Genomic DNA, 26141 nt, shown 5'->3' on the forward strand with positions numbered 1-26141 from the left:
TATTCTATATTCGCTAGCAGGTTCCCTATGCAGTCAGTTCAAGGTACAAATGCTATGACAGCACCAGAAGCCAGCCTTCCGAGCAGCAAAAAAGTGTTCATGAAATGGTCACTTTTAGGCACAGTCGGCATCATCAATGGCTACGCAACAATCCTTATGTATTCTCGCGGTGAGATTGCGTTTGCACTACTTACGCTCATTCTTACCGCTTTAGCGTTGTTCATCTTTGGTAGCAAAAAGACGTACGCACACCGTTACATCTACCCTGGTATAGCAGGGATGATCCTTTTCATTCTTTTTCCTTTGGCGTACACCATAGGTTTGGCGTTTACCAACTATAGCGCGAAAAACCAACTCTCTTTTGATCGCGCTCAGAACGTACTTTTGGACCGAACTTACCAAAGTGGTGATAGCTACCCGTTCACTTTGTATAAAACGGAGCAAGGCCATCAACTTGTGGTTGAAAAAGATGGTGAGCTACTTGCAAGCCCGACTTTTCAGCTTGATAACCTTTCAGCATCGGAGTTTGATCTTTCACCAATTGAAGAAGTAACGGGTGAAAAAGAATCAATCAAGGCGATTGTTAAGAACCGCAGTGCGTTGAGCAGTGTCGATTTACATTTGCCAAGTGGTGATGATATCCGCATGAGTGGGCTGCGCAAATTTGCTGCAGTTGTGCCTTTGTACACATTACAAGAAGATGGTGAAACGCTTTACAACAACCGGACTGAAGAAACGCTACGTCCAAATATGGAAGTAGGTTACTACCAGCCTGTCGATGAAAACGGTCAATTTGTTGGCAGCACAGTGTCACCAGGTTTCGTGGTGAACATTGGTACCCACAACTTTGAGCGTGTTTGGAAAGATGATGGTATCAAAGAGCCGTTTATCAGTATCTTTATCTGGACCATTGTTTTCTCTGCGCTAACCGTATTATTTACGCTTGTTATTGGTCTTGTCCTTGCCAGTGTGGTTCAGTGGGAAGCACTTAAAGGTCGCTCAGTTTACCGTTTGTTGCTAATCCTGCCTTATGCAGTTCCGGCGTTTATTTCTATCTTGATCTTTAAAGGTTTGTTTAACCAAAGCTTTGGTGAGATCAACATGTTGTTGGAAGGCTTATTCGGCATTAGCCCGGCTTGGTTCTCTGATCCGTTCATGGCGAAAACCATGATCTTAATTGTTAACACTTGGCTTGGTTTCCCTTACATGATGATTTTGTGTATGGGCTTACTAAAAGCGATTCCAGACGATTTATATGAAGCATCAGCAATTGATGGTGCGAACTTTGTCACGAACTTCACACGTATCACACTACCAATGATGTTGAAGCCGTTAACACCATTGTTGATCGCGAGTTTTGCATTTAACTTCAACAACTTCGTACTTATCCAGTTGTTGACTGGCGGTGGTCCAAACATGATTGGTACATCAGAGCCTGCGGGTTACACCGACCTGCTAGTAAGTTACACCTACCGAATCGCATTCGAAGGTGCTGGTGGTCAAGACTTCGGTCTAGCAAGTGCAGTAGCAACGCTTATCTTCCTATTGGTTGGCGCATTGGCACTTATCAACCTACGCGTAACTAAAGTAGCTCAGGACTAAGGAGAAATTACAATGGCAATGGTACAAGGTAAGTCATTAAAGTATCGTGTTTGGGCTACTCATATTGCAATGTGGGCATTCTTGGCACTGATTATTTTCCCTTTACTGATGATCATCGCGATTTCATTCCGTGAAGGTAACTTTGCAACGGGTAGCCTGATCCCAGACAACCCAACACTTGATCACTGGAAATTGGCATTAGGTTTCTCGGTGACTAATCCAGACGGTACAGTTACACCGCCACCATTCCCAGTAATGACATGGCTGTGGAACTCTGTAAAAGTGGGTGGTATTTCTGCAATCCTAATCGTGGCGCTATCAACCACATCGGCTTACGCGTTTGCTCGTATGAAGTTCAAAGGTAAGAACACCATTCTTAAAGCGATGATGATCTTCCAGATGTTCCCTGCGGTGTTGGCACTGGTTGCTCTGTACGCGTTGTTCGACAAACTGGGTCAGTACATTCCTTTCCTTGGCCTGAACACGCATGGCGGTCTGATCTTCGCTTACTTAGGTGGTATCGCACTGCACGTTTGGACCATTAAAGGCTACTTCGAAAGTATTGACTCGTCTCTAGAAGAAGCGGCGGCTCTTGATGGTGCTACACCATGGCAAGCATTCCGTTTGGTATTGCTGCCACTGTCTGTGCCAATCCTAGCGGTAGTCTTCATCTTGTCGTTCATCATGGTAATTGGTGAAGTTCCTGTAGCGTCACTACTGCTTTCTGATGTAGACTCGTACACACTTGCAGTGGGTATGCAGCAATACCTATATCCACAAAACTACTTGTGGGGTGACTTTGCCGCAGCTGCTGTACTTTCAGCAGTGCCAATCACTGCCGTATTCTTACTTGCGCAGCGCTGGTTGGTTGGTGGTCTAACCGCTGGTGGTGTGAAAGGATAATCTCTTGTGGTCTGAGATTGATAAGAATAACTAGAAAAGGGCGACCACATGGTCGCCCTTATACTTAGCACGGATATTACAATTTTGGTTTGGCCGCCGATCAGTAATATCTTGGCTTTTATTGGCGTTACGCATAGCTGGCTGTTAGCTTAGTTCCTTACGATTCAATCACTAACAGTTTTTGTAACCATAACCTGAGTTTAGACTCAGGTTTTTTTATGCCTGTTAAAGGCAATTGTGCAATAAGTAGATAGAGATTAGCGGCTTTGCAATGGATTACACAGGGCTTGAATAATGCCCTGCGTAGCACTTCACATAAATAACTAGAGCTTAGTAAAAAGCTAAATTGAGGTAGGGAAGGAAGAGATTAAAACTCTCGGCTGGAAGGTGCGCATCCAACGTATTGAAGCAGCGTGTACAAACTTTCTTGCTGCAGTGCGACGCGACGAAATAGATTAGCAAAGGTAACGTCACCGCCAAAGCAAGTTTGAATGTAATGATTAATTTCTGTTTCGTTATACCCCTCGACGTACATGGTTCTCACCCACTGGTACTCGACCGCTTTTAAATTGGTCAACGTCTCTTCACTTAAGGTCGTTTCTTTTAGTCTCAAGATCCAAACTCTATCCAACTCTAAAATAATGGATGGATTTAAGCAAAGCTAGGTGAAGGATTTATGACAGAGAAGGGCGAGCGTGAAACAAATGGCAAAACCATGATGTTGCTCCACACTCTGGGTCTGGGTAACGTTGAGGTACTTAATAGTGTTCTTAACGGATGCCAGTTACTTGAGATATTTAACGTGTGCTTCCATTTCTTCCCCAATCTCTTTACGCATGTTCATAAGACGGATCGCGGATTGCTCTAAGGCTTTGTCTTCATCTGACTCTGGAATCCATTTCGGTACATCGGTTGGTTTTCCGTTTTCATCTACAGCAACCATGATAACGATACAGTGAGTGGTGAGTCTGTTTTTCATTTGCTTTGGATCACTGGCTTGCACGTCAATCGCAATGTGCATTGAGCTTCGTCCGGTATAAATGACTTTCGCGCTAACTTCGACTAAGTTGCCGACATGAATCGGCGCAACAAACCGAATGCCGCCAGCATATGCGGTAATGCAATATTTACCACTCCACGCTGCAGAGCAGGCGTACGCTGCCAAGTCGATCCATTTCATTACGGCGCCGCCGTGCACTTTTCCGCCAAAATTTACGTCGCTGGGTTCTGCTAAAAAGCGAAGGGTAATGTCTCTTTGACCACTGCTCATCTGTCTTTCCTTGATGGGTTATTGTTTTCCCAATTTAGCAGCAAGATGAATTTTCGGGAATAGCGAATGAAACAAAATATCAACTTTTATTCGAACGCTGGAAGTGACAAGCCACAGCGTAGTTCTGTGGCTTGGGGTGTAGATGTTAATTGGCGGTAGAGGCAATCTCAGAATTGGACAATGGTTTTCTCTGTCTTACTTTTATTTGCGACAAGATAACGCCAGAGATGACTAACAACCCACCAATAATGTGGTAAGCGTAAATTTTCTCACCAATTAGTGTTGAAGCAAGTATGACGGAAACCACAGGCATTAGGTTCATGAACATAGCACTTGAATCAGCACCAATTGAATCAATCGCTTTGACCCACATCAGCGGCGCGAAAATGGAAGCAGCAATACCAGCATAAGCGATTAATGGTAGCGCGTCTTGGCTTGGTAACAGTTGCTCACTAGAGAGCCAAAGTGGTGTGAGCATCAAAACAGAAAAGAAGCCCTGCATGTAAACCAGAGTCAAACTACTGAATGGCATTTTCCAGCGTTTTAGCAGAACACAATAAGCCGCGTATACCATGGCAGCAACGAGCATTAAGCTGTCACCTTGCGTTAAGTCTTGATGTAAAAAGTAAGTGATATCACCGTGACCAAGCATAAATGCCAAGCCGCCGAGCGAAATGACACCACCGACGATACTTAACATTGATATAGATTTACCGAGCAATGGGACACTTAAAAACACACTGATCAAAGGAACTAAAGAGGTGATCAGGGCCATACTAGAGGCCGTTGTTGTTAAACCGGCATAGTATCCAAGTGACTGGTTGAGAACCATACCAAGTAACGCAAGAAACGCCAACTTAGCTAAGTAAGGTCGAATAATGTGTCGTTGTTTGATGATTGCAGGCAGGCAAAATGGCGTTAGGAGTACCATTGCGACAAACCAACGGTAGAAACTCATCGCACTTGGTTCAATGGCGCTCGCAGCCATCTTGTTCACAATTGAGTTACCACCCCAAATCATAACGGTGAAAAACGGAAGTAAATAAATCATGAGAACCCTATAGCACAATTATTGATGGCGCTAGTCTGGCAGGTCTTTATAATAAAAAGTATCTCTTAAAAGACATCGTAAGCGATAGGAAGACAATTTTGAAAAAGAGCGCCAGAAATCTTCACCCCTCCTTATCAATCGATCGTGCGCCATCAGATGTATTTATGAATTTCGAAGCGTTTCTCTCTAATACAGAAACACGAATTCATAGCCACCCTTGGGGGCAAGTGCAACTGATCAGCGGTGGGATTCTGGAGATGGATGCAGAAGACACAAGATTTCTAGCACCTCCACATCTTGCTATTTGGGTTCCCGCCGGAATTCGTCACACTAGCTACAACCGTAAGCCAATCGAATATTGTTCTTTGAATATTGCCCCTGAATTGACGGCGCATTTTCCAACTAAAACGAGCTTGATCAAAGTGACTCCAATCGTGTCATCTATTATTGAGGACTTTCGTCAGCGAGACATTAACGTCGCGCAGAGCGATGAAGACAAACGCTTGGTGCGAGTGTTGTTGGATCAACTGGCGAAACAAGAAGTGGAACATCACTTTTTACCGACAACCGACAACAAATATCTTCAGCCAATCTTAAAAGCGGTAGAAGAATCGCCAACCGATGAAATCAGCTTGGCGGAGTGGGCAGCAAAAGTGCATACCACAGAACGCACGTTAGCGAGACATTGCCAGAGTGAGTTAGGAATGAGCTTTACTGAGTGGCGCTTACGTGTGCGATATTTACATTCTATGGAGTTGCTGCGTAAAGGGCAGACCGTAAAAGAAGTCGCTCTGACGTTAGGTTATAACCAAGCTAGCCCTTTTATCGCGATGTTCAAGAAATACTCCGGCATGACACCGGAGCAATACAAGAATCGATTGTTATAGCTGAGCGATTATGCAATTCAAACCACCCACCACGGCTGCAACCTGTGCATCGTTGCATTCTTCGTCGGTCACTGTTGGGCTGTCTGGGTACACTTCCGTTGTCGTGCCGTAAACGCAATTTGTTACGCCGCCACACAGGCCCAGTTTTACCATTGGGTAGTTGATAACGCCAAACTGTACGACGGGTGAACCAATGATTTCGCCGTTTTCATCTGCTGGTGCAATGTGAGTCACTTTTGCAACTGACTCAATGACCGCTTTTTGGAAGTCAGGCTGAGGGTTTTCACTATCTCCCACCGTGTAAAAGCCATCTGGGATCATACCTTCAATGTACTCAATACCATCACGAGCAGCTAAGGCTGGACGGAACTCAGTTTCGTCAGAATCTGTCGTTTCATGTAGATCAATGTGCATTAACACATCGCCTAAAGTTGCAACGAGCTTCATGAGGTTAGCGGATTCTTCGACAGGACTATCCTTATAGAAAGAGCGGTTTGGATCAATCGCGTTTGGATTCCAGCGGTTGATCACCTCGTAACCCCAAGGGCTTACGCAGGGGGCAACGACAATATTGAAATGCTCTGCATAGCGCTCTGCTTCCGTTTCTACAAACTTTAATGCGCCATGTACACCGCTGGTTTCGTAACCGTGCACGCCGCCTGTGACCAACACAACAGGTTTAGTTGAATCCCAATTGCGTGTTTTGATACAAAACAGAGGGAAGCGTGCCTCGTTGTATGAGAGCGCACCATATTGTTCAACATCAAAATGCCCGCGTAGGGCATCGATTTTACTGACGACTTCATCTTGGTAGCTACGTTTTACTTCTTGCGTTGCTAACCAAGCTTTACGTTCTTCTTCGGTCCAAGGTTGGCCAGGAGTACCGATCGGGTAAATGTATCCACTTTTCATCTATACTTTTTCTTTTGACTGCTGAAAGGTATCACAAGACTAGACCTGTCTTATCTTTACGGCAATATAAAACACCATTTGGGGTGGTACTCTTTGCAAAATCATCACTTTGATGAGTGATTCATTGGTGTTACATTTTGTTACTTACTCAATTTCATATAAGAGACAAAAAATGGCTGGAGCAAGTTTACTCACACTGTTGGATGATATTGCCACGGTGCTTGATGATGTCGCCTTAATGTCAAAAATGGCGGCAAAGAAAACCGCAGGTGTATTGGGAGATGATCTAGCGTTAAACGCTCAACAAGTGTCTGGTGTTGCATCTGAGCGAGAGATTCCAGTGGTTTGGGCGGTTGCAAAAGGCTCATTCAAAAATAAATTGATTTTAGTTCCTTCAGCTTTACTTATTAGCGCGATTATTCCATGGCTTATTATGCCATTATTGCTAATTGGCGGCTTATTTCTCTGCTTTGAAGGGGCAGAGAAAGTACTTGAGAAAGTGTTTCCTCACTCGCATCCGCACGAAGAAAAAGAGGAGCTAGTTAATACTGGCGAGTCGATAGAAGAGTATGAAAAGCGTAAAGTTTCTGGTGCGATTCGAACAGACTTTATCCTTTCAGCAGAAATCATCGTGATTGCGTTAGGTACCGTGACAGGAGCCAGTCTTGTTACGCAAATTTTAGTTGTCAGTTTAATTGCAGTGATTATGACGGTTGGAGTTTATGGACTAGTCGCTGGGATTGTGAAGCTAGATGATTTAGGCCTTTACCTTGAAAGTCGCTCAAACGGTAAAGGTTGGGTGGCGAAAGTCGGAGGGGCCTTGGTCGCTTTTGCACCAAAGTTGATGAAGTTGTTAACCATTGTAGGAACTGCTGCGATGTTTTTGGTGGGTGGAGGAATTGTGGTGCACAACGTGCCAGCCATTCATCACTTTGTAGAGCCGATTATTATGAACTTTAGTGGTCATTCGGTTGCTACAGCCATTTTGCCTATTTTATTGAACGGTATTATCGGCTTTGTGGCGGGGTTGGTTGTGGTTGCGGTATGGACGATGGTTGAAAAGCTTCGTGGTCAATAATCACATCTAAAACATGAGACGATAATAACAAGGGTCATGACTTCTTTTTACAAAAAGCATGACCCTGTTTTATAGGTGAAATGTCAGTAAAGTACTTACTTCACTTTCCACTCGATCTGTTCATTTGCTCGAATAGGCACAACGATATCATTGCCAAATGGCATCGTTTCTGGCACATCCCAAGCGGATTTTTCTAACGTTACCGTATCTGTGTTACGTGCAATGCCGTAAAAATCAGGACCGTTGAAGCTTGCGAAAGCTTCCAAGTTTTCCAACTTGTCTTCTTTTTCGAAGACTTCTGCATAAAGCTCTAGCGCTGCGTGTGCAGTGTAAGAACCAGCACAACCGCAAGCCGATTCTTTTGCCCCTTTCGCATGTGGCGCTGAGTCTGTACCTAGGAAAAACTTCTTGCTACCACTAGTTGCTGCTTCGATCAGCGCTTGCTGGTGGGTTCCGCGCTTAAGAATTGGCAAACAGTAGAAATGAGGTTTAATACCACCCACAAGCATGTGGTTACGGTTGAAAAGAAGGTGGTGGGCAGTGATGGTAGCCGCTACGTTGTCTGAGGCGTTGTTAACGAAGTTTGCTGCGTCGGCGGTGGTGATATGTTCTAGAACGATTTTAAGATTAGGGAAGTCATTGACGATAGGAGCGAGGACAGTATCAAGGAATTCTTTCTCTCGGTCGAAGATATCAACATCGTGATGTGTTACTTCGCCATGAACCAGAAGTAACATTCCGACTTCTTCCATCGCTTCTAAAACGTGATAAATGTTCTTCGCATTGGTCACACCGGAATCTGAGTTTGTGGTAGCGCCTGCAGGATAAAGCTTGGCAGCAACAATGTTTCCGGTGGCTTTAGCCTTACGTATTTCGTCTGGTGTCGTGTTATCTGTAAGGTAAAGCGCCATTAAAGGCTTAAACTGTTCGCCATGTTGCTCTTTGAGAATTCGGTCACGGTAGGCTAGGGCGAGCTCAGTTGTAGTAACAGGTGGGACGGTATTTGGCATAATCAGCGCACGGCCATTGTAGCGGCTGATGTCGCGAACGGTGTCTTTAAGAACTTCCCCATCGCGTAAGTGAACGTGCCAGTCGTCAGGACGAGTGATAGTCAGTGTTGTCATTAATTGCTCCCACCATTGAAAAGTTGTCTGATTGGAGCCTAAGCGCCGTATTTGCTTTTGAGCAAACGCTTGCGCTTAGGCGACAGGATGATAGAGGAATTGCCCTCATATTTCATCCCATTTTTCAATTTTATAAAGAGTGAGAGTGTAAGTGGTTACTTCATTGTTAACCAAAGCGCATGGATCGTACCTGGTAGAAAGAAGAAACACGTCAATATTAGATTAATCAAAAAGTCTTTATTTAGACCTTTCTCCATAAACACCGCGACAGGCGGAAGAAAGATACATAACAAAATCAGAACCAGTTTTCTTGTATCCATAATTAAGCTCCAAATCGATAAATGGGAGTAGTGATAACTTGGGTGAATTATGTGTGTCGTATCACACTTTATCAAACGGTATTTGGTCAGAACGGTGTTAAAAAACGCGAATATTGAGTGTAGTAAATACTTGTCACTAAAACCAAATTTATAAGAATATGGTTTCGAGAAAGTTGAAATGGATGAAGAGGCAGCAGACTCTGCAACTTAATGTGATTTGAGTATACAATACCGCAACAAATAAAAAACACCCGTAGGAAGAAGGCTATGTCGCAACCCGTTTTATCCCAAATTAATGTTTTTCCGGTTAAGTCAGTTGGCGGATTATCGCTGTCGTCCGTATGGGTTGAGAAGCAAGGATTGAGCTTCGATCGTCGCTTTATGATTGCGAAAGCTGATGGCTCGATGATCACTGCGCGAAAGTATCCGCAAATGGTAACCATTAAGTCTGCCTTATTGTCCGATGGAGTGGTGTTTAGTACTTTGGGTATGGAACCACTTAAAATCCGTTACCAAGATTTCAAAATGCAGGAGACACCTGCAACGGTTTGGAAAGATACGTTTACTGCCTATACCACGACAGATGATGCAGATGACTGGTTTAGTCGAGTGCTGGGGCAGCGCGTTGAGTTGTTGTTTAGTGGTGAGCAATCGAATCGTGTCCGTGAAAAGCTAGGTCAAAACGTCAGTTTTGCTGATGGTTATCCGGTTTTAGTGATCAGCCAAGCTTCACTTGATGAGCTGAACCGAAGAAGTTCAGAGCTACACTCAATGGATCAGTTTCGTACTAACTTAGTTGTCTCTGATACTAAGCCATTTGAAGAAGATTCATGGAAGCGCATACGAATCGGTGAGGTAGAGTTTGAGTCTCTCAAACCTTGCGAGCGCTGTATCCTGACTACGGTGAATATCCAAAGAGGCACATTCCGTGAGAGCAAAGAGCCGCTCAAAACCTTGCAACAGTTCCGTGCAAACGATGTCGGTGGTGTGTTCTTTGGCCAGAATCTTGTCGCGCGAAATGAAGGCATTATTCGTCAAGGCGATAAAGTTGAAGTATTGGAGTACAAAGAGCCGGAGTTTTACGCAGATAACTCGCCAGTGCGCATGAAGCTTACATGTGTTGAGCGTGAAGAAATTGCCCAAGACTTTGTGACCTTATGGTTAGAGCCAAACAAAGGTTCGTTGCCTAATTACTTGCCAGGACAACACCTGCCAATAGAGGTGAATATTGATGGTAAGAAAGTGGGTCGACGCTATACCTTGTCATCCAGTCCTTCTCGCCCGGGTCGTTATGCTATTTCTGTAAAGCGTATCGCGGGTGGAAGAGTCTCTAACTCACTCTTAGACAACTTACAAGTCGGTGATGTTTTAGAGGCAGAACAACCTGACGGTCAGTTCCACCTTAAAACGCATGAAGCGCAGCCTCTGCTGTTACTCTCTGCGGGTAGCGGAGTAACGCCAATGTTATCAATGGTGCGTTACTTAGCGGATCACAATCAGTTGGATAACGTGGTTTTCTACCATCAATGTCGCACCGAGAATGATATTCCTTGTCGCTCAGAGTTGGAGCAGTTAAAGCGTGAGCACCCAGGGCTAGAAGTAAAAGTCTGTTTAACGCAACCTGCTGTTGATTGGTTTGGTTTGAAAGGGCGTTTAAGTTTGTCACACATTAAGCAAATCAAAGATGTTGAACAGCGGCAGGTGTTTGTGTGTGGCCCGGATGGCTTTATGGATAAAGCAAAAAGTCTTCTACTAAGAAAAGGGCTGCCAGAGGAAAACTACCATCAAGAAGCGTTTGGAGTTTCTTCTCTTACGTCAAAGCCAGAGAAAAGTCTCGCTATTGACTTTAATGGAACTAAAGTCGTAGGCAACAACCAAAAAACGTTGTTAGATCAGCTCGAGGATGCTGGGAAGGTTGTTAGCAATAGCTGTCGTGCTGGCTTATGCGGCGCGTGTAAGGTTCAGCTTACGTCGGGTCAAGTACATCATCCGGACGTGCCCGCGTTGACTGATGAGGAACGTGCAATGGGAACCGTATTGGCGTGTTGTGCTGTGCCAGAGACGGACGTAACAGTAACCAACTAGGCGAGAACGTCTTTGTCCTTCGACAAAAACTGTTCCTAGACAAAAAACGCTGCTATTTTTAGCAGCGTTTTGAGTTTTAAAGAGAGCTGAAAATATCGCTTAGTCGTAAATCGTCGGGATTGGCTGGCGTTTGTGCTGCGTTGCTTTGTAAATCGCTACCAGACGGTCACTTACTTGCTGTGGAACGGGTTTGCCCTCTAAGAAATCGTCGATTTGCTCGTAAGTTAAGCTTAGGGCATCTTCATCTGCTTTTTGTGGAGCAAGCTCTTCTAAGTCTGCTGTTGGCACTTTCTTCACTAGTTGCTCAGGTGCACCCAATGTAGCAGCCACTTCACGAACTTGGCGTTTACTTAATCCGAACAATGGTGCCATGTCACAAGCGCCATCACCAAATTTAGTGTAGAAACCAGTGATGTTTTCTGCTGAGTGATCAGTACCAAGAACAAGGCCGCCTACGTAGCCCGCGATCTCGTATTGAGCAACCATGCGAGCACGCGCTTTTACATTGCCTTTTACGAAGTCGACTTTTGCTGCATCAGTTGGTAGAAGGTCTGTGCCTTCTAATGCAACGTGAGAAGCCGAATGAAGCCCGTCAACACCTGCTTTGATGTTCACCGATACAGAATGGGTTGGCTGGATAAAAGACAGAGCGAGCTGAGCCTCATCTTCATCTTTTTGCTCCCCGTATGGCAGACGAACTGCGATAAATTGGTAGCTATTGTTGCCCGCTTCTTCGTTTAGTTGGTCTACAGCCAACTGAGCTAAACGACCACATGTCGTTGAGTCAACGCCACCGCTGATGCCAAGAACAAGAGACTTACAGCCCGCTTCTTGCAATTTACGCTTAATAAAAGCGACACGGCGTTCAATTTCAAAATGCGGATCAATTGAAGGGAGTACGCGCATTTCGTCACGGATGGATTGTTCCATTTAGGGTTCCTTTTCCTGCAAATATTTCAGACTCTAAAGCGCATTTGCTCAAATGGTGATAAACCATACAGTTGAGGCTCATTAAACGCGACTTTAGGGTCAAAAGCTGTAAAGATTAGTAGTATCATACCGAAATCATCAGATTAGAAAACTCTCTTCAACCAGGTAATCACCGGATATGAAAAAAATCGCCATTTTTGGTAGTGCATTTAACCCACCTAGTTTAGGGCATAAAAGTGTTATTGAGTCTTTGAGCCACTTTGATCTTGTGCTACTTGAGCCAAGCATTGCACACGCTTGGGGCAAGAACATGCTTGATTACCCAACTCGGTGCAAAATGGTTGATGTGTTCATCAAGGATATGGGGCTTTCTAATGTTCAGCGTTCTGATGCAGAGCAAGCTTTATACCAACCTGGACAAAGTGTGACGACCTATGCGTTGTTAGAAAAAATTCAAGAAATCTACCCAACTGCCGATATAACTTTTGTCATTGGTCCTGATAATTTCTTCAAATTTGCTAAATTTAGTAGAGCTGAAGAGATTACGGAACGTTGGACTGTTATGGCATGTCCTGAAAAAGTAAAAGTCAGAAGCACAGATATTCGCAAAGCATTGGCCGAGGGTGAAGAGATCGGTGCCTATACAACACCTTCCGTACGTGATTTATTACTTAGTAAAGGCTTATACAGAGAAACATTGTCTGGGAACTGAGAGGTCAGATTTTCATGGTCAGAGTCGTTTTATTTAGTGCATGTGCGCTGCTTGTGGTGACACAAGCTCATTCCGCGTGTAACTATTTTTCTGATCGTTCCGTGGTGTTTGAAGATAACACTCTTCCAATCTGTGAAGAAATTTTAGATTCCATCGGTGTGTTAAGTACTGAAGCGTTGATTTGGTATGCAGCGGAAGCGAAGCTTGAAGGACCAACAGAAAACTATTGGGAGGAGTGGGCGATTAAGCCGGAAGAGACCCCACTTCTAACTCAAAACTTAGAAAAGAATTACTTTGGTCTTGGTTTTTGGATGCCGGAAGAGCTCCGAGACGAAGAGAGTAAAATGGATACAGAAGAGTGGCTTCGTAGTCACGGGTTGATGTTCAGCGTTGGTTTTGGTGATAAATCAGACGGACGGCCAAGAATGCGGTTTGATTATCGTTGGCACGAATATTATGACGCTGACTGGATGATGCAGATAGAAGTACCTTTCTAGACATCTCAAGCAAATGAAAAAAGGGCATACATTATCAATGTACGCCCTTTTTGTTTTAATCTACTTTCTGTGTCCGTAATTCTGAACACGTAGCTTGTTGAAGAGCAAGTTATAGCGCTTCTCCAAAGACTAAAAAGCAAAGCTGTTCATATTCTTCGGTGTTACCAGCAAAAAGAGAGTCAACAATTTGCTCTTCCTTCTTCCCCGACAGTTTCATTTTTCTTGCTTCACGTAGTGTTAGTACCAAGCAAAGCTCTTTAGAAATATTCATGTCACAGCCAGGAGTCCATTGATTGATGGTTCTCGTTAACGTTGAGTGCGCTAGTTTAGGAGACAGCGTCAATACTTCATGTCTTACTACTGTCAGTATATCGGTTTGCAGATCCGAGCGTTCGGCAGTTGTTGCTAGCTTCTCGACGAGCGCTTTTAGTAGCGGTGAAGGCTTCACAAAGCCCGCCTGTTGTGAGAAGTCGTCATTTAAACGCACAGAAAAATCACAACGATATACACGAGAATTAGGTAAAAAGGTGAGGGAGCTCAAACATCCTTGAGGAATCCAAAAATATTGGCCTGGTTCAATGGCATACTCCTGCTTACCCAATTTAATGACGGCTAACCCTTCGATGACAGATAGTAGACTGTGCTTCAGTGCTTTTTTACGCGCAGCTACATCAAGAAAGGGGTATTTAGCGTCGTGAAATTCAATTGCGTAGTTCATTATGAGTACCAGTGTTTTTTGGCGCTAAGGGTAACGTTAAACCCATACGATTCCAACCAGCTGAGATAATTTTTTAGCATGATAAATGGTGGCTTAACTGGTATGACCATGTTAAAAGTATGGGTTGAAATGCTGCTTGTCAGCAAAACTATGCGTAAAATGTGCCAGCTTTTTTTGATATGTAATGAACAATGACAGCCAATACCGATCCTTATATTGAAATTCGTCCTTACAACGACGAAGAAATTCCAGCAGCGCTGGATCGTCTAATCCAAGATGATGAATTTATCACTGCTATCCTAGAACATCGCTTTGCTAATAAAGCAGCGTGGTTCAAAACGCTAATGAGCCCGATCCTGCGAATCTACCTGAAAGCTAAGTGGAGCAAGCTTGATTCTGTCGAAGCAATTCAGATTGAAGTGAAGAAGTACCTGAAAGATACATTGAATAAGACAACGGATGGCGTCACTTTTTCTGGTTTGGATAAGCTGGATAAAAACACGTCATACCTATTCGTTTCTAACCACCGTGATATTGCGATGGACCCCGCGCTCGTAAATTATGGCTTGTACCAAAGTGGGCACCGTACAGTTCGTATAGCGATTGGCGATAACCTGCTGAAGAAGCCATGTGCGACAGAATTGATGCGACTCAATAAGAGCTTCATCGTTAAGCGCTCTGCTAAAGCGCCTAGAGAAATGATGAAAGCATTGGGACAACTGTCAAGCTATATCAAACATTCGCTTGATACTGGCAATTCAATTTGGATTGCCCAAAAGGAAGGTCGTGCTAAAGATGGAAACGACTTTACTGATCCTGCGATTTTAAAAATGTTCCATGTCGAAGGTCGTAAACAAAAAATCAGTTTTGGTGAGTACACGCGTTCTTTGAAAATCGTTCCTGTCTCGATTGCCTATGAAAATGATCCATGTGACATTGCCAAAGCAAAAGAGCTGTACGAAAAAGCAGAAAATGGCCGCTATGAAAAAGGCGAATTTGAAGATATCGAAAGCATCATTCAAGGTATCGTTGGCTATAAAGGCCGTGTACATGTTGCGTTTGGTGATGTGATTGAGCAAGAGTTTGAAACGCCGGAAGCTCTTGCTGGTGAAATCGACCGCCAAATTCACAACAACTACAAATTGTACCCAATCAACTTGTTAGCTGCTGGGCATGAAGATTCGAGCATCATTACGGAAGCGGTTAAGCGTCATCTCGCGGATAAGTTGGATCAGCTACCTGAAGGCGCAAGACCTTATTTGGTGGCGAGCTATGCTAATCCTGTGAATAACCAAGAGTAATCTTCGTCACTGAACTCTGTTGATTCAGAATGCCTTAAAGCCTCGGCCTGCCGGGGCTTTTGTTTATCTGCTCTTTAAGGTGCGACGGCGCCACCAAGGGTTAAATTGCTAGGCCATTTGGTGATCCTGTTACCACCTAAATAGATATTCCCTTTCACCGTCATTGTGTCTGGAAATACTTTCAGCGCTGATCCTCCAATATAAAGATTACCATCAACCACCAATCCTTCAGGAAGTTCAGAAATGGGAGTGCGAATAACACTTAGATCACCTTTTACTCGAAGTTTAGCTGGAAGCGCTTTTAACGGTGTATCTGTCAGATTTAGGTAACCGCCTAGTTTGATGCCTTTAGGCCAGTTTTCGATCTTACTACCTAGTAGGTTTGCATAGCCTTTTATCTTTGTTCCTGAGCGAATAACTTTGAGTGCGCTGTTAGTTGCTTCCAGACTGCCTTCAACATCAAGCCCTTTAGGCAAGGTTTTGATAGGGGTTTGTGAGATGTTTAAGTTGCCCTTTACCACTAGGCCAGAGGGGAGTTGGGTGTAAGGCTTGTTTCTAAGATCAAGATTGCCGTAATTATCGATGTGACCAAACTTAGAATAGTAATCTAGCTCATATGCCAAAGGAGACGAGCAGAGCAGGATTGAAGTAATGCATAGGGAAACAAAACGCATAGTCAAAGATTTAGTTAAATACCGAGATCAACAGGTGCTTATCTTATACTTAAATAAACCTATTATGCATTTTTTGCTCACAGTTTTTGATTCATAACTTAAATATTCAAATTAGAGATACACGTTAAAAGTGTGCGCTTCTTTACTGAGCTAAGTAACTTCAAGCTTACTAAAATGAGATAAATTAAATGATTGAATGTGAAGCAGACCCAAGTGTAGAGGTGAGAAAAATATCAGTAGATATTTGAATAATATGAGATTCTTCCAAGAACTTCACAAGGGTCCTTGTTAGTATTATTGAGGTTTGAGGGAGATTTTCATGAAGTTAAAAAGTGTATCTATTTTTACCGCTGGTGTTTTTGCAGTACTGCTGTCGGGTTCCGTTTTTGCTAAATCATACAGTACACCAGAAAACAAAGCGCTAATAGTTGCTGACGGTAAGGTAGGTCAGCGTATCTGTTACTACGATGATAAAGCCTACACCACAGGGGCCGTGATTAATGTTGAAGGCGTATTACTGATGTGTACCGCTGAGAACGATTTTGAAACCAATGGCTCGTTAAAGTGGGTCGTGTTCAAAAAAGATAAATAAACGCGCCGAAGTTGTCTGTTTCATTTAGAGCGGTTTAAGATTAAGAGATTGGAAAAATAAAAAGCGAGCATCATGCTCGCTTTTTTCATTAACGCGCGAGTGAGCGAGTTTTTAATTCAAAGATAAGTTTTTCAGCACTTACTTCAAATTTGAATCGAGCCGTCGCTTGGTTCGATTCTTCGGTTATTTCTGAAACATTGTATTCAACATCAGCACATACTGATTTAGCGAGCTCGATGTATTTTTGTAGTTCAGACTCTAGCTCTGTTTTTGTCTGTGCGAAAACCGTTACGTCGGCAACTTCGTCACCTTCTTTGATGATAAAGCCAATCTCGCCAGCACAGCCGCAGGCCTCACATACTTGGTTTTTTTCTAATTCGACACTCATAACGAATCCTCTTGTAAATACTAAGGGTATTCTATCAGGTATTTGATCTGTATCTACAAAAATGACGACTTTTGCGTAAAAAAGGAACAGAATAGGCACTTGTTAAGTAAGGGTTAAAGATTGGATTACTAAATCATCAAGAACGTTAATGTGATATATATCAACATTTAAAATCAATTAACGAACATAGTGACGAGATTTTGCTCAGTCCAGTTGAACTAATGGTTAATTTATAAGACTATTTCTTGATTGATTATTTTTAATAATTATCATTCTTGGTCTTTGAATAGTTTCGATGAATAATTGGCGCAAGGTTTTGATGAGACTAACTTTTCGCCTTATTTTGAGTAGCATGTATTGACAAAAACATAACTGAAAATTACACATTACGCAGTGTAAAGACGTTATGGTTTGGAACTCGACATGATATTAAATAGTCGCAATACATATACCCAAAGCGCTTTCAAGTGCAGCGCTTAGCAACCTGATTTCTAGGTTTTCGCTAATCGAACCGCATCGGCGAGCCGGGTATAATGCTAAGAATGATTTCATTCTGGCCTCATTTAATAGTGAGTTAGATGGATTTACAAAGAGAAGAGCTTAAAATATGCCAAAGCGTAGTAAAGAAGATACCGAAATCACTATCCAAAAGATCATGGATGCCGTTATTGATCAGCTACTCAGATTAGGTTACGACAAAATGTCGTACACGACGCTAAGCCAGCAGACAGGTATATCGCGTACCGGTATTAGCCATCACTTCCCTAAGAAAACGGACTTCACCGCCGCACTGGATGGCCGTATCTTTAAAATGTTTATTGAACACTTAGAGTTTGATAAAGGATTAAATGCATTTTCACAAAGTTGGATTAAAGCGCTGGAAGATGCTGAGTTTCTCGCGATTTTACGACTGCTATTCCATCACATTGTCACCGCTGAAAATGCGCAAGAATTTGCTGCTAATGGTATTGACCGCTTATACAAAATGGTTGAAAGCCAGTTTGGTGCGGGTGGTGACAAAGAGCTTGAGTGGTTGATTGGTCGATCATTGATCCAAATGAGCAAGTAATAGCCTTTAAAGCACCAAATTCTGCCACTATCAAAGCAAAGGCCCGCAACTCTCATATTGCGGGCCTTTGTCGTATCGAAGTGTTTTAGAGACGGCTTAGAGGAGATACGCTTTATGCTGCGGCATGCACTTGAGGGAAGTCTAGCGTCGGATGTTTTGTCACAATAGATCGATAGCCATAAACTTGCTCAATGCGCTCTGACGTTAGTGCATTCCATGGCGTGTCATCACAAACTAGTTTCCCGTTATGCAAGAGTACAAGGCGGTCTGCGTACTGAGAGGCTAGATTCAAGTCATGTAACACCACAACCACCGCTGCGTTTTGTGCTTTTGCCGTTTCACGAGCAATCTTTAACGTGTTGTGTTGGTGGGCGAGATCCAACGCTGAGGTAGGTTCATCAAGCATTAAGATTCGTTTTTCGCCAGATTGATGTAGTTGTGTCATCACTCGTGCTAGATGCAGTCGTTGCTTTTCTCCACCAGATAAAGACGGGTACAGGCTTTCTGCTAAATGCAATACGTCGGTTTGTTCCATGTAATGTAAAGCCAGTTTAGTGGTTTCTTTATTGGACAGTGATAGCGGTATTGCCCCCAGCTCTACTACTTCTCTGGCTAGAAATGGGAAGGTTAAGGTGCTGTGCTGCGGGAGCATTGCAATATGTTTGGCGCTTTTTTCAGGCTCCCAATCATGCTTTTGTTTACCGAAGTAGGTGATGTGATGATTCGAAGAGATCTCACCGCATAGAAGCTTGAGCAAAGTACTTTTACCTGCGCCATTGGGGCCGAGTAGGGCGGTCACTTCACCAGCTCGGATATCAATGTTGATGTCATCGAGCACCACACGGTTGCCATACGTCATCGAAATGTTTTTCCCCGATAAAACGATCTGGTTCATTACAAAATCTTCCCTTTTTGCTGGAACAATAAGTAGATGAAAAAGGGCGCGCCAATCAATGCGGTCACGATTCCAACTGGTAATTCAGCTGGTGCCACGGCAACACGAGCAAACATATCTGCGGCAGTAAGAAGCAGTGCTCCCATTAAGGCAGATATTGGTAATAGCGTTCGATGGTCAGGCCCAGCGAGCATGCGCCCTAAGTGAGGAATCACGAGCCCAATAAAGCCAATTGCACCACTGATGCTCACCGTAATACCAACACCCAGTGCAGAAAGTAAAATAAGCTGACGTTTGAGTTTTTGAACCGGAACTCCTAAGTGTCTTGCTTCTGATTCCCCTAACAACAGAGCATTCAGCGCCATCGACTTCTTCTGGAACCAGAGTAATAGGATGACGAGTGTTACAGCAGATAGAGCAATCCCTGACCAATTTGCACCAGCTAATGAGCCCATCGACCAAAGCGTCAAGTCTCGCAGCATCTGATCATCTGCGATAAAGTTCATGTAGCCAATCGCAGCACCCGAGAGCGCACTGATGGCAACGCCGGCTAACAACATAATTGTAACTGAGGTACCAAACTTACTTGTGCCGAGTTTATAAACGAGAATAGTCGTTAGTGCACCGCCAAGGAAAGCAAAAAGAGGCAGAGCCGCTAAGTTCATTAGTTGCGGATAGTTTTGGCTAAATTCAGCAAATACAACAATAGCGAATGCACCACCAAGAGCAGCGCCAGCAGACACACCAATGATACCAGGCTCGGCTAATGGGTTACGGAACAAGCCCTGCATAACCACACCACAAATTGCTAAAATGGCGCCGATGAACATACACAAAATGGTGCGAGGCAATCGGATTTCGTTAATGACCAACTGAATGTGAGGAGCGAGATCAGAACTGCCTCCCGTTAGGCTACGCAAACTGTCAGCAAAGCTAATGTTCATTGGGCCAACGGTAATAGAGGCGATAGCAATAAATGCTAAAAATCCACTAAGCACTGATAACGTCGTTGAAAGGGGGATGCGTCTTAACAACATGTCATGTCTCTATGGGTAAAGCAGTGCATTCAAGCGTTTAGCTTCTGCAAGGCTTTTAAGGCCCAAACCACCTACCAGAGCATGGCCATCAATCGTTATGATGTCTTTGTTCTTTCCAGCGGGTGTTGCAGCAAGAAGCGGCATTGCTTTTAAAATTGCATCGGCACCACCCAACGTTTCATAGCTGCGACCACTAACAAGAATCACGTCAGGCTGCATCTCTACCATCGCTTCTGTGGATAGAGGCTTGTAAGACGAGAGTTGTGTAGCGGCTGGGTTTTGTCCGCCGGCGAGTTGAATAATTGCATCGGGTGTTGTTTGTGAGCCCGCAACATTTGCAGGTCGCCCTTCATGGATCAGCAGAAAGAGCACTTTCTTTTTCTTCGCTTGATCAGGTTGGTTTGCATTGAGTGCTTGTACTTGCGCCTGGACATCTTGCTTTAAGCTTTCAGCTTGAGCTTTGCGATCCATAAGGTTCGCAATTTGATCAATACGTTGATAAAGGCCCTCGACATTTGCATCAGTATTAACGATTTCTACATCTACGCCAGCCGATTTCAATTGGTTCAATGTTGTTTTCGGCCCCATCTCATCAGAACCAATGACTTTTGTCGGACGTAAGGCGAGCAACCCCTCCGCTGAAAGACGACGATGGTAGCCCACTTTAGGCAGTTCCATTTCTTTTGGTAATTGACTGGTGACGTCGATAGCAACCAAGCTATCTTTAGCGTCGAGTTCAAGCAAGAGTTCAGTGACGGCGCTGCCTGCGCTAACAACGCGCTCTGAGGATGGCGTTTCATTGGCAAAAAGTTGACTACTCGCAAGTAGGGAAATAGCTGCCGTGACAACAGCATGAATAGTGATGCGTGTGTTCTTCATTTTGAAAGGATCTCTATCTTACTTATTTTTATGATGGCTCTTCAGTGAGTAACTGAGTTGCTTGAATTCCGTTTTCTTGTAAAAAGCCGAGAAGTTGTACTAGCGACTGAATATTCGCGGTTTTTTCTGCTCCAATTACAATCGGTTTATCGCTTGACTTACTCTCTTCTAACAGCGCGAGGGTAAAGTTGTCCCAATCGATATATGTCTTGCCGTTAATAGCCCAGTAAGGCTCGTCTTTAAGAATATTTACCGTGATGGATTGCTTATCGACATCTGCAACAGCCTGAGATTCAGTGCTCGGTAAATTGACGTCTAATGAATCGAGTTTGACCGCTGCGGTTAACATCAGGAAAACCATGACGATAAAAATAATGTCTAACAGCGGTGTTAAATCGGGGGTTAAACCGTTACGACTATTTTCTTGTGGTGTTTTAATCATTGAGTTGCAGCCTCAATCTTCTCAGAAGAGCGCAGTGTTACTTTTGAGTGGTCTGGCGAGACATGCTGTAACGAGATACCTTCAAGCCATAAGTTGACGTAGTTTAAAGTGTGCTCAAGCTTGGCGATTACACGATCCGCCCACAAACCAATGATCTGCGCTACTGAAATGGCAGGAAGTGCGATAATGAGACCCGCGGCAGTGGTGCGCATAGCAAGACCTAGGCCGTCAGCCAAATCATTCGGAGTGATATTCCCCGTTGAAACCGCGATGCCTTTAAACATGTCAATTAAGCCAAGTACCGTGCCAAGCAAGCCAATTAAAGGGCTGATGACGCCAATCAGCGTCAGCAAACGAAGGCCGGAATGCAGCTGATGGCGTTTTTCTTGCAGCCAAATACCTGCGGCATCCTCTCTTAAAGATTTCGAGAAAGAATGATGAGCAAGCAACATCGCAACACCACGGTACAGAAGCGGCCGCTTATTCGACAACTCTTCAGCAAGTGCTTCAAGCTCGCTCCCATTTGTTGGGTCTAATCCTGTGAGCTTTTGGCGAATGGCTCGCTTTCCTACACCAAGGCTAATTAACACATGGAATAATCGCTCGGCGATGATCATCACCGTTAGAGCTGAGCAAATGATCAAAGGCCATGTCATCAGCCCAAATTGAGTTTGTAATTCTTGTAGTTGTTCCATTATCCATCCAACTTAAAACGAACAGGTACTTGTACTCGGTGAGCGACTTTTAGCCCACCTGAAATATGTGGTGTAAATTGCCACTGTTTTATCGCACGAAGTGCTGAGGCATCTAGCGACTCTGTGCCGGAAGACTCAATCAAAACCTGTTTAATCTGGTTACCATTCTCATCTAGCCATATCTCATACAAGGCTACACCCTCAATACCGCGTCTTTGTGCAGATCTTGGGTAACGGGGTTGTGTTGGTTGACTCACAAACGTTGGTTTGTCGACCAAGACAGGCTGAGACGTTGCCCCTTTGGATTGGCTCGCAGGTGCGGATTGTTGAGCTACCGTCTCTTTCTTCACTGGTTCCGTTTTTTTCTTTGGTTTCGCTTCGGGCTGAACCTTTTGCTTTGTTACGGTTTTGGTGGGCTCGACCGCTTTAGGTTTAGATTGTTTAACCGGTTCAGGTTTTTTCTCTACTACCTTCTTCTTAACAGCGTCTTTCTTGACGACCTGTTTTTTTACAATCTTCTTTTCTGGTTCAGGTTGGTCTTGAGGCTGCTGCTCTTTTGGTGGTGCTACATTTTCTGGTGTAGATTTTTCGACAGCTGGAGGAGCAGACACAAGATTTAGACTTACCGAACTTGCTGGGTTTCCAGCCGGCATCGCGAACACCTTTGTCTCTTGAGAAACAAAAAGAAGTGCGGCATGGATGGCAAGGGAAGCACCTCCTGCAATGACATATCTTTGTACGTTCACGGAATATCTCGGGAAACTATGAAAACTTGGGCAGATTATTACTTACAATGGAAATAAGATCAATTATCAATTGCATTATCATTACGCTCAAATTATGATTCTTGCAGAATTTTCAAGATCAGCTTCCATCCCTTACATGATGGGAGTTAAGCGAGTATATATGAGCGTCGATATCGATAAGCTTGATGAATCAGTGTTGGGCAGTGATAGTCCTGATCCATTGCGATTTGCTTTTGTTAAGAAGCATTCTGCACATGCCGGGGGAGCGAGCGTACCTGTGCCCTCGTCTCAACAACAGGCGATTTTTTCGAGTATTACGGCTAACTCAATTAAAGCGACCAATAAACGCTGTCTTTATATTCATGTTCCGTTTTGTCGCGTTCGTTGCACTTTTTGTAACTTCTTTCAAAATGCTGCAAGTCGCACACTGGTTGATGAGTACTTTGAAGCATTAATGCAGGAGCTTAGAGAGAAAGCGGCATTACCTTGGACACAAAATGGTATTTTTCACGCCGTATACATCGGGGGCGGAACGCCAACGGATTTATCTCCAGTACAGGTTCGTGTGTTAGGCCAGGCTATCCGAGACCACTTTCCTTTGGCTGCAGACTGCGAAATCACCTTAGAAGGCCGCATCAATCGCTTTTCTGATGAGTTGTATCAAGGCGCTTTAGAGGGTGGGTTTAATCGTTTCTCTTTTGGTGTGCAAAGTTTTAATACACAAGTGCGCCGCAGCGCAAAACGTTTAGATGATAGAGAAGATGTCCTCAAACGAGTGAGCGAGATCGCCAAAGAAGACAAAATTCCGGTCATTATCGATTTACTCTATGGCTTACCTTATCAAACCAAAGAAGTGTTAGAGCAAGATTTAAATGATTTCCTCTCGACTGGCGCACACGGACTGGATTTGTATCAGTTAGTGGTTGGTGGGTCAGCTCCCATGCTCAACCTCGTAGAAAAGGGAAAAATCCCGCCACCTGCGACCACACCAGAAAAAGCGGGAATGTACGAGCTCGGTGTGAACTTTATGGCCAAACACCATATGAAGCAACTGAGCGTGAACCATTGGGCAATCGATAACCGCGAGCGTAGTTTATACAATAGTTTAGCCAAGACTTATGCAGAGGTATTGCCAATTGGCTGTGGTGCTGGAGGTAATATCGGTGGCTACGGGATGATGCAACACCGCACACTAGAGACCTATATTAAAGCGGTCAAAGAAGGTCAAAGCACCATCGCGATGATGATGAAGCAAAGCCCTCTAGAACCACTTTTTTCTGCACTCAAATCTGCGTTTGACCGTGGCATTGTTCAAGCAAATCAACTTCCATCATTTATGGGAGAGGACGCGTTCGTGTTTTTATTGCCTCTATTTAAAGTGTGGCAAGCGAAAGGCTTAGTACAGCTACATGAACGTAGCGCAGTCCTTACTCTTGCAGGCAGCTTCTGGGCAGTGTCATTGGCTCAAAGTTGTATTCAGGTACTCACGTCAGAGATGAACGAAACGGTACCGAAAGCATTCAATAATTAATGAAAACAAATTGAACAAAAACGGAAGACACAATGGAATCAATCAAGCAACAAGTTGAAGTATTACTAGAGCAAGAACCACAATTATTGCCAGCTGCGATGGCAGAGCGTCTTGGCATTTCCGAGTTTGAGGTTGTTGCGGCTCTACCTCAGGAAATGGTGGCTATTGCACCAGGAGAGCAAGCGCAAAGCATCTTAGAAAGTTTGGTTGGTTTTGGCCCGGTGACGACCATCGTCCACTCTTTTGGTTCTATCTTTGAAGTTAAAGCGCCGTTTCCAAAAGGAAAAGTGGCGCGTGGCTATTACAATTTAATGGGTAGAGAAGGTGAACTGCACGGCCACCTTAAATTAGATAACGTTAAAAATGTCGCATTAGTCAGTAAACCGTTTATGGGTAGAGAGAGTCACTATTTTGGTTTTTTCTCAGAGTGCGGAAGCAATATTTTCAAGGTTTATTTAGGCCGTAACGAAAAGCGCGAGTTGATTGAAGAGCAAGTCACCGCATTTCGCGCCCTACAAGCCGAATTAAAAAAGTAATCACAAACATAATCGAGGCTTAACTCGAATACTAATTAGTAAAGTCAGGTATCAATATGGATCAACAAGTTAAACAAGAGCGTTTGCAAGGTCGTTTAGGGCCAGAGATCAAAGAGTTTCGTCAGGAGCGCCGTACACTTCAGCTTGCAACTGTCGATGCAGAAGGTCGCCCGAATGTAAGCTACGCGCCTTATGTCCAAAACCAGGAAGGTTATTTCGTTCTCATTTCTAAAATCGCTCGTCATGCCCGTAACCTTTTAGAAAATCCAAATGTTTCATTGATGATGATCGAAGATGAAGAGTCTTCAAAGCAGCTGTTTGCTCGTAAGCGCTTAACTTTTGATGCGGTAGCAAATGTAGTTGAGCGAGACACAGAGATGTGGCAACAAGTTGTTGGACAAATGAAAGAGCGTTTTGGTGAGATTATTGATGGTCTAAGCCAGCTAGAGGATTTCGTTTTGTTCAACTTAAAGCCAGAATCGGGGCTATTTGTTAAAGGTTTTGGTCAGGCGTATCAAGTGTCTGGTGATGATTTAGTCGATTTTGTTCACCTTCAAGAAGGTCACAAGAAAGTCGAAAGTGCCTGATTGTAAACCGATCATATGAATGTCGATCATTTGGCATAATGAACGTTTAAAGGGAGTTAGGTTATACTGACTCCCTTTTTTATATTGGAACAAAAGCATGAAACCTGTAAGTAAGGAATTGAGCGAGATTTGCTATCCGTTTATTTACGAGGACAGTCCGGTTTGTGACTTTGAAATTACAGCAGATGAACTTTGTAGTCGTATTGGCCTTGTTCTCGCTATGGAGTTGGACGAGTTTAGCCGCGATATACTGACAAGAATGCAGCCTAATGTTTATCATCTAAATGGTTCGGTTCGCGGGAAATTAGCGATTACAGAGACGGAAGTTGAAGAGTTAAAGGCCGATTATGCTTTGCTCAAGCAACGTATTGATGGCGGCTTCAAAGGCTTTGTTCTACCCGGAGGGCACCCGGCAGCCAGTCAATTGCATTTGTGCCGTTGCCAAGCTAAAAAAACGGTACGAGCATTAGTTGCCGTTGAACATACAGGTAAGAAGCAGCCCGCACCTATTTTGTTTCGTTACGCGAACTTATTAGCGAATGTACTTTACAGCCTAGCTTCTTATATTAATCATGCTCACCAAGTCAAAGAGACGGAATTCGTTTCTCGTAGTTACGCGATGCCAAAGAAGTGAGCTGAGAAATTAGCGGATGTGAGCATCAGGGATAGGACAAGCACTG

The 26141-nt window shown here is 43.9% G+C and carries 30 protein-coding genes; 14 read left to right on the forward strand and 16 right to left on the reverse strand.

Features of this window, described 5'->3' with window-relative positions; translation table 11 throughout:
* Nucleotides 1-27: 27 nt before the first annotated feature.
* Together malF and malG are read left to right on the forward strand one after the other, a co-directional pair.
* Nucleotides 28-1602: a maltose ABC transporter permease MalF gene (gene malF / locus R7Q47_RS02295; RefSeq protein WP_005375273.1), complete on the forward strand. Its 1575-nt coding sequence runs from the start codon at nt 28-30 to the stop codon at nt 1600-1602.
* Nucleotides 1603-1614: 12 nt separating this feature from the next.
* Nucleotides 1615-2505, forward strand: coding sequence for a maltose ABC transporter permease MalG (gene malG / locus R7Q47_RS02300; protein WP_005375275.1), 891 nt, complete (start codon nt 1615-1617; stop codon nt 2503-2505).
* Nucleotides 2506-2872: 367 nt separating this feature from the next.
* On the opposite strand, the gene R7Q47_RS02305 is transcribed toward malG, so the two are convergent.
* From R7Q47_RS02305 to R7Q47_RS02315, 3 genes are all read right to left on the reverse strand, one after another.
* On the reverse strand, nt 2873-3118 hold the full coding sequence (locus tag R7Q47_RS02305) for a hypothetical protein (RefSeq protein ID WP_005375277.1): 246 nt from the start codon (nt 3116-3118) through the stop codon (nt 2873-2875).
* Between the two features lie 171 nt (nt 3119-3289).
* Nucleotides 3290-3775, reverse strand: coding sequence for an acyl-CoA thioesterase (locus tag R7Q47_RS02310; RefSeq protein ID WP_005375279.1), 486 nt, complete (start codon nt 3773-3775; stop codon nt 3290-3292).
* Between the two features lie 145 nt (nt 3776-3920).
* The gene (locus R7Q47_RS02315) at nt 3921-4826 is read right to left on the reverse strand and encodes a DMT family transporter (RefSeq protein ID WP_248486188.1); all 906 of its coding nucleotides are present in this window, start codon (nt 4824-4826) and stop codon (nt 3921-3923) included.
* Nucleotides 4827-4924: 98 nt separating this feature from the next.
* Between R7Q47_RS02315 and R7Q47_RS02320 the strand changes: the two genes are divergently transcribed.
* Entirely contained in the window at nt 4925-5713 is a 789-nt protein-coding gene (locus R7Q47_RS02320; RefSeq protein ID WP_213961215.1) for an AraC family transcriptional regulator, read from the forward strand.
* Here the strand turns inward: R7Q47_RS02320 and R7Q47_RS02325 are convergent.
* Nucleotides 5708-6625 (reverse strand): M14 family metallocarboxypeptidase, encoded by a 918-nt coding sequence (locus R7Q47_RS02325; RefSeq protein WP_248486189.1) that lies wholly within the window; start codon nt 6623-6625, stop codon nt 5708-5710. The genes R7Q47_RS02320 and R7Q47_RS02325 overlap by 6 nt on opposite strands.
* A 172-nt stretch (nt 6626-6797) precedes the next feature.
* Here R7Q47_RS02325 and R7Q47_RS02330 point away from each other — a divergent pair, with 172 nt between their 5' ends.
* Nucleotides 6798-7703: a DUF808 domain-containing protein gene (locus R7Q47_RS02330; protein WP_017821242.1), complete on the forward strand. Its 906-nt coding sequence runs from the start codon at nt 6798-6800 to the stop codon at nt 7701-7703.
* Nucleotides 7704-7798: 95 nt separating this feature from the next.
* Here R7Q47_RS02330 and pyrC read toward each other — a convergent pair whose 3' ends face one another.
* Nucleotides 7799-8827 (reverse strand): dihydroorotase, encoded by a 1029-nt coding sequence (pyrC, locus tag R7Q47_RS02335; RefSeq protein ID WP_248486191.1) that lies wholly within the window; start codon nt 8825-8827, stop codon nt 7799-7801.
* A 155-nt stretch (nt 8828-8982) separates the two neighbouring features.
* Complete coding sequence (locus R7Q47_RS02340; RefSeq protein ID WP_005375297.1) at nt 8983-9147, reverse strand: YqaE/Pmp3 family membrane protein; 165 nt, start codon at nt 9145-9147, stop codon at nt 8983-8985.
* A 267-nt stretch (nt 9148-9414) separates the two neighbouring features.
* Between R7Q47_RS02340 and R7Q47_RS02345 the strand changes: the two genes are divergently transcribed.
* The gene (locus R7Q47_RS02345) at nt 9415-11232 is read left to right on the forward strand and encodes a hybrid-cluster NAD(P)-dependent oxidoreductase (RefSeq protein ID WP_151515378.1); all 1818 of its coding nucleotides are present in this window, start codon (nt 9415-9417) and stop codon (nt 11230-11232) included.
* A gap of 99 nt (nt 11233-11331) precedes the next feature.
* On the opposite strand, the gene nadE is transcribed toward R7Q47_RS02345, so the two are convergent.
* Nucleotides 11332-12162: an ammonia-dependent NAD(+) synthetase gene (gene nadE, locus R7Q47_RS02350; RefSeq protein WP_005375299.1), complete on the reverse strand. Its 831-nt coding sequence runs from the start codon at nt 12160-12162 to the stop codon at nt 11332-11334.
* 178 nt (nt 12163-12340) lie between these two features.
* On the opposite strand from nadE, the gene R7Q47_RS02355 reads away from it, so the two are divergent.
* Nucleotides 12341-12874 carry a nicotinate-nicotinamide nucleotide adenylyltransferase gene (locus R7Q47_RS02355; RefSeq protein WP_065275432.1) on the forward strand — a complete coding sequence of 178 codons (534 nt, stop codon included), beginning with the start codon at nt 12341-12343 and terminating at the stop codon, nt 12872-12874.
* A gap of 14 nt (nt 12875-12888) precedes the next feature.
* Nucleotides 12889-13371: a hypothetical protein gene (locus R7Q47_RS02360; RefSeq protein ID WP_248486195.1), complete on the forward strand. Its 483-nt coding sequence runs from the start codon at nt 12889-12891 to the stop codon at nt 13369-13371.
* A 109-nt stretch (nt 13372-13480) separates the two neighbouring features.
* On the opposite strand, the gene R7Q47_RS02365 is transcribed toward R7Q47_RS02360, so the two are convergent.
* Entirely contained in the window at nt 13481-14089 is a 609-nt protein-coding gene (locus tag R7Q47_RS02365) for an AraC family transcriptional regulator (RefSeq protein WP_318088575.1), read from the reverse strand.
* A gap of 191 nt (nt 14090-14280) precedes the next feature.
* Here R7Q47_RS02365 and R7Q47_RS02370 point away from each other — a divergent pair, with 191 nt between their 5' ends.
* Nucleotides 14281-15390: a 1-acyl-sn-glycerol-3-phosphate acyltransferase gene (locus tag R7Q47_RS02370; protein ID WP_017821238.1), complete on the forward strand. Its 1110-nt coding sequence runs from the start codon at nt 14281-14283 to the stop codon at nt 15388-15390.
* Between the two features lie 74 nt (nt 15391-15464).
* Here R7Q47_RS02370 and R7Q47_RS02375 read toward each other — a convergent pair whose 3' ends face one another.
* Nucleotides 15465-16064: a hypothetical protein gene (locus R7Q47_RS02375; RefSeq protein WP_025998668.1), complete on the reverse strand. Its 600-nt coding sequence runs from the start codon at nt 16062-16064 to the stop codon at nt 15465-15467.
* A gap of 319 nt (nt 16065-16383) precedes the next feature.
* Between R7Q47_RS02375 and R7Q47_RS02380 the strand changes: the two genes are divergently transcribed.
* Complete coding sequence (locus tag R7Q47_RS02380) at nt 16384-16656, forward strand: YnjH family protein (RefSeq protein WP_005375306.1); 273 nt, start codon at nt 16384-16386, stop codon at nt 16654-16656.
* Nucleotides 16657-16744: 88 nt separating this feature from the next.
* Here R7Q47_RS02380 and R7Q47_RS02385 read toward each other — a convergent pair whose 3' ends face one another.
* A complete protein-coding gene (locus tag R7Q47_RS02385; RefSeq protein WP_005375307.1) occupies nt 16745-17044 on the reverse strand; it encodes a YfcZ/YiiS family protein in 300 nt (99 codons plus the stop codon).
* Between the two features lie 607 nt (nt 17045-17651).
* On the opposite strand from R7Q47_RS02385, the gene R7Q47_RS02390 reads away from it, so the two are divergent.
* Entirely contained in the window at nt 17652-18113 is a 462-nt protein-coding gene (locus tag R7Q47_RS02390) for a TetR/AcrR family transcriptional regulator (RefSeq protein WP_005385033.1), read from the forward strand.
* Between the two features lie 112 nt (nt 18114-18225).
* On the opposite strand, the gene R7Q47_RS02395 is transcribed toward R7Q47_RS02390, so the two are convergent.
* Genes R7Q47_RS02395 through R7Q47_RS02420 form a run of 6 tightly spaced genes read right to left on the reverse strand, consistent with a single transcriptional unit; the run spans nt 18226 to nt 22807 of the window.
* A complete protein-coding gene (locus R7Q47_RS02395) occupies nt 18226-19008 on the reverse strand; it encodes a heme ABC transporter ATP-binding protein (protein ID WP_005385036.1) in 783 nt (260 codons plus the stop codon).
* Entirely contained in the window at nt 19008-20045 is a 1038-nt protein-coding gene (locus tag R7Q47_RS02400; protein ID WP_005375318.1) for a FecCD family ABC transporter permease, read from the reverse strand. The genes R7Q47_RS02395 and R7Q47_RS02400 overlap by 1 nt, the downstream gene beginning before the upstream one ends.
* 9 nt (nt 20046-20054) lie before the next feature.
* Nucleotides 20055-20924: a hemin ABC transporter substrate-binding protein gene (locus tag R7Q47_RS02405; protein ID WP_053303820.1), complete on the reverse strand. Its 870-nt coding sequence runs from the start codon at nt 20922-20924 to the stop codon at nt 20055-20057.
* A 28-nt stretch (nt 20925-20952) separates the two neighbouring features.
* Nucleotides 20953-21366, reverse strand: a complete 414-nt coding sequence (locus R7Q47_RS02410; protein ID WP_005375322.1) for an ExbD/TolR family protein — start codon at nt 21364-21366, stop codon at nt 20953-20955.
* Nucleotides 21363-22061, reverse strand: a complete 699-nt coding sequence (locus R7Q47_RS02415) for a MotA/TolQ/ExbB proton channel family protein (protein WP_318088576.1) — start codon at nt 22059-22061, stop codon at nt 21363-21365. Before R7Q47_RS02415 ends, R7Q47_RS02410 begins: the two co-directional genes overlap by 4 nt.
* Nucleotides 22061-22807, reverse strand: coding sequence for an energy transducer TonB (locus R7Q47_RS02420; RefSeq protein ID WP_064354554.1), 747 nt, complete (start codon nt 22805-22807; stop codon nt 22061-22063). The genes R7Q47_RS02415 and R7Q47_RS02420 overlap by 1 nt, the downstream gene beginning before the upstream one ends.
* A 160-nt stretch (nt 22808-22967) precedes the next feature.
* On the opposite strand from R7Q47_RS02420, the gene hutW reads away from it, so the two are divergent.
* From hutW to R7Q47_RS02440, 4 genes are all read left to right on the forward strand, one after another.
* The gene (gene hutW / locus R7Q47_RS02425) at nt 22968-24338 is read left to right on the forward strand and encodes a heme anaerobic degradation radical SAM methyltransferase ChuW/HutW (RefSeq protein WP_213873866.1); all 1371 of its coding nucleotides are present in this window, start codon (nt 22968-22970) and stop codon (nt 24336-24338) included.
* Nucleotides 24339-24370: 32 nt separating this feature from the next.
* Nucleotides 24371-24874, forward strand: a complete 504-nt coding sequence (hutX, locus tag R7Q47_RS02430; protein WP_005385051.1) for a heme utilization cystosolic carrier protein HutX — start codon at nt 24371-24373, stop codon at nt 24872-24874.
* A 56-nt stretch (nt 24875-24930) separates the two neighbouring features.
* Nucleotides 24931-25461 carry a heme utilization protein HutZ gene (gene hutZ, locus R7Q47_RS02435; protein WP_005375331.1) on the forward strand — a complete coding sequence of 177 codons (531 nt, stop codon included), beginning with the start codon at nt 24931-24933 and terminating at the stop codon, nt 25459-25461.
* Between the two features lie 97 nt (nt 25462-25558).
* Nucleotides 25559-26095: an ATP:cob(I)alamin adenosyltransferase gene (locus R7Q47_RS02440; protein WP_005375333.1), complete on the forward strand. Its 537-nt coding sequence runs from the start codon at nt 25559-25561 to the stop codon at nt 26093-26095.
* Nucleotides 26096-26141: the final 46 nt, after the last annotated feature.

The sequence above is a fragment of the Vibrio sp. Vb0349 genome, from assembly GCF_033338975.1.

Coding starts and splice junctions, on each gene's coding strand:
- malF (WP_005375273.1), top strand. CDS start 28: ATGCAGTCAGTTCAAGGTACAAATGCTATGACAGCACCAGAAGCCAGC.
- malG (WP_005375275.1), top strand. CDS start 1,615: ATGGCAATGGTACAAGGTAAGTCATTAAAGTATCGTGTTTGGGCTACT.
- R7Q47_RS02310 (WP_005375279.1), bottom strand. CDS start 3,775: ATGAGCAGTGGTCAAAGAGACATTACCCTTCGCTTTTTAGCAGAACCC.
- R7Q47_RS02315 (WP_248486188.1), bottom strand. CDS start 4,826: ATGATTTATTTACTTCCGTTTTTCACCGTTATGATTTGGGGTGGTAAC.
- R7Q47_RS02325 (WP_248486189.1), bottom strand. CDS start 6,625: ATGAAAAGTGGATACATTTACCCGATCGGTACTCCTGGCCAACCTTGG.
- R7Q47_RS02330 (WP_017821242.1), top strand. CDS start 6,798: ATGGCTGGAGCAAGTTTACTCACACTGTTGGATGATATTGCCACGGTG.
- pyrC (WP_248486191.1), bottom strand. CDS start 8,827: ATGACAACACTGACTATCACTCGTCCTGACGACTGGCACGTTCACTTA.
- R7Q47_RS02340 (WP_005375297.1), bottom strand. CDS start 9,147: ATGGATACAAGAAAACTGGTTCTGATTTTGTTATGTATCTTTCTTCCG.
- R7Q47_RS02345 (WP_151515378.1), top strand. CDS start 9,415: ATGTCGCAACCCGTTTTATCCCAAATTAATGTTTTTCCGGTTAAGTCA.
- nadE (WP_005375299.1), bottom strand. CDS start 12,162: ATGGAACAATCCATCCGTGACGAAATGCGCGTACTCCCTTCAATTGAT.
- R7Q47_RS02355 (WP_065275432.1), top strand. CDS start 12,341: ATGAAAAAAATCGCCATTTTTGGTAGTGCATTTAACCCACCTAGTTTA.
- R7Q47_RS02360 (WP_248486195.1), top strand. CDS start 12,889: ATGGTCAGAGTCGTTTTATTTAGTGCATGTGCGCTGCTTGTGGTGACA.
- R7Q47_RS02365 (WP_318088575.1), bottom strand. CDS start 14,089: ATGAACTACGCAATTGAATTTCACGACGCTAAATACCCCTTTCTTGAT.
- R7Q47_RS02370 (WP_017821238.1), top strand. CDS start 14,281: ATGACAGCCAATACCGATCCTTATATTGAAATTCGTCCTTACAACGAC.
- R7Q47_RS02375 (WP_025998668.1), bottom strand. CDS start 16,064: ATGCGTTTTGTTTCCCTATGCATTACTTCAATCCTGCTCTGCTCGTCT.
- R7Q47_RS02380 (WP_005375306.1), top strand. CDS start 16,384: ATGAAGTTAAAAAGTGTATCTATTTTTACCGCTGGTGTTTTTGCAGTA.
- R7Q47_RS02385 (WP_005375307.1), bottom strand. CDS start 17,044: ATGAGTGTCGAATTAGAAAAAAACCAAGTATGTGAGGCCTGCGGCTGT.
- R7Q47_RS02390 (WP_005385033.1), top strand. CDS start 17,652: ATGCCAAAGCGTAGTAAAGAAGATACCGAAATCACTATCCAAAAGATC.
- R7Q47_RS02395 (WP_005385036.1), bottom strand. CDS start 19,008: ATGAACCAGATCGTTTTATCGGGGAAAAACATTTCGATGACGTATGGC.
- R7Q47_RS02400 (WP_005375318.1), bottom strand. CDS start 20,045: ATGTTGTTAAGACGCATCCCCCTTTCAACGACGTTATCAGTGCTTAGT.
- R7Q47_RS02405 (WP_053303820.1), bottom strand. CDS start 20,924: ATGAAGAACACACGCATCACTATTCATGCTGTTGTCACGGCAGCTATT.
- R7Q47_RS02410 (WP_005375322.1), bottom strand. CDS start 21,366: ATGATTAAAACACCACAAGAAAATAGTCGTAACGGTTTAACCCCCGAT.
- R7Q47_RS02415 (WP_318088576.1), bottom strand. CDS start 22,061: ATGGAACAACTACAAGAATTACAAACTCAATTTGGGCTGATGACATGG.
- hutW (WP_213873866.1), top strand. CDS start 22,968: ATGAGCGTCGATATCGATAAGCTTGATGAATCAGTGTTGGGCAGTGAT.
- hutX (WP_005385051.1), top strand. CDS start 24,371: ATGGAATCAATCAAGCAACAAGTTGAAGTATTACTAGAGCAAGAACCA.
- hutZ (WP_005375331.1), top strand. CDS start 24,931: ATGGATCAACAAGTTAAACAAGAGCGTTTGCAAGGTCGTTTAGGGCCA.
- R7Q47_RS02440 (WP_005375333.1), top strand. CDS start 25,559: ATGAAACCTGTAAGTAAGGAATTGAGCGAGATTTGCTATCCGTTTATT.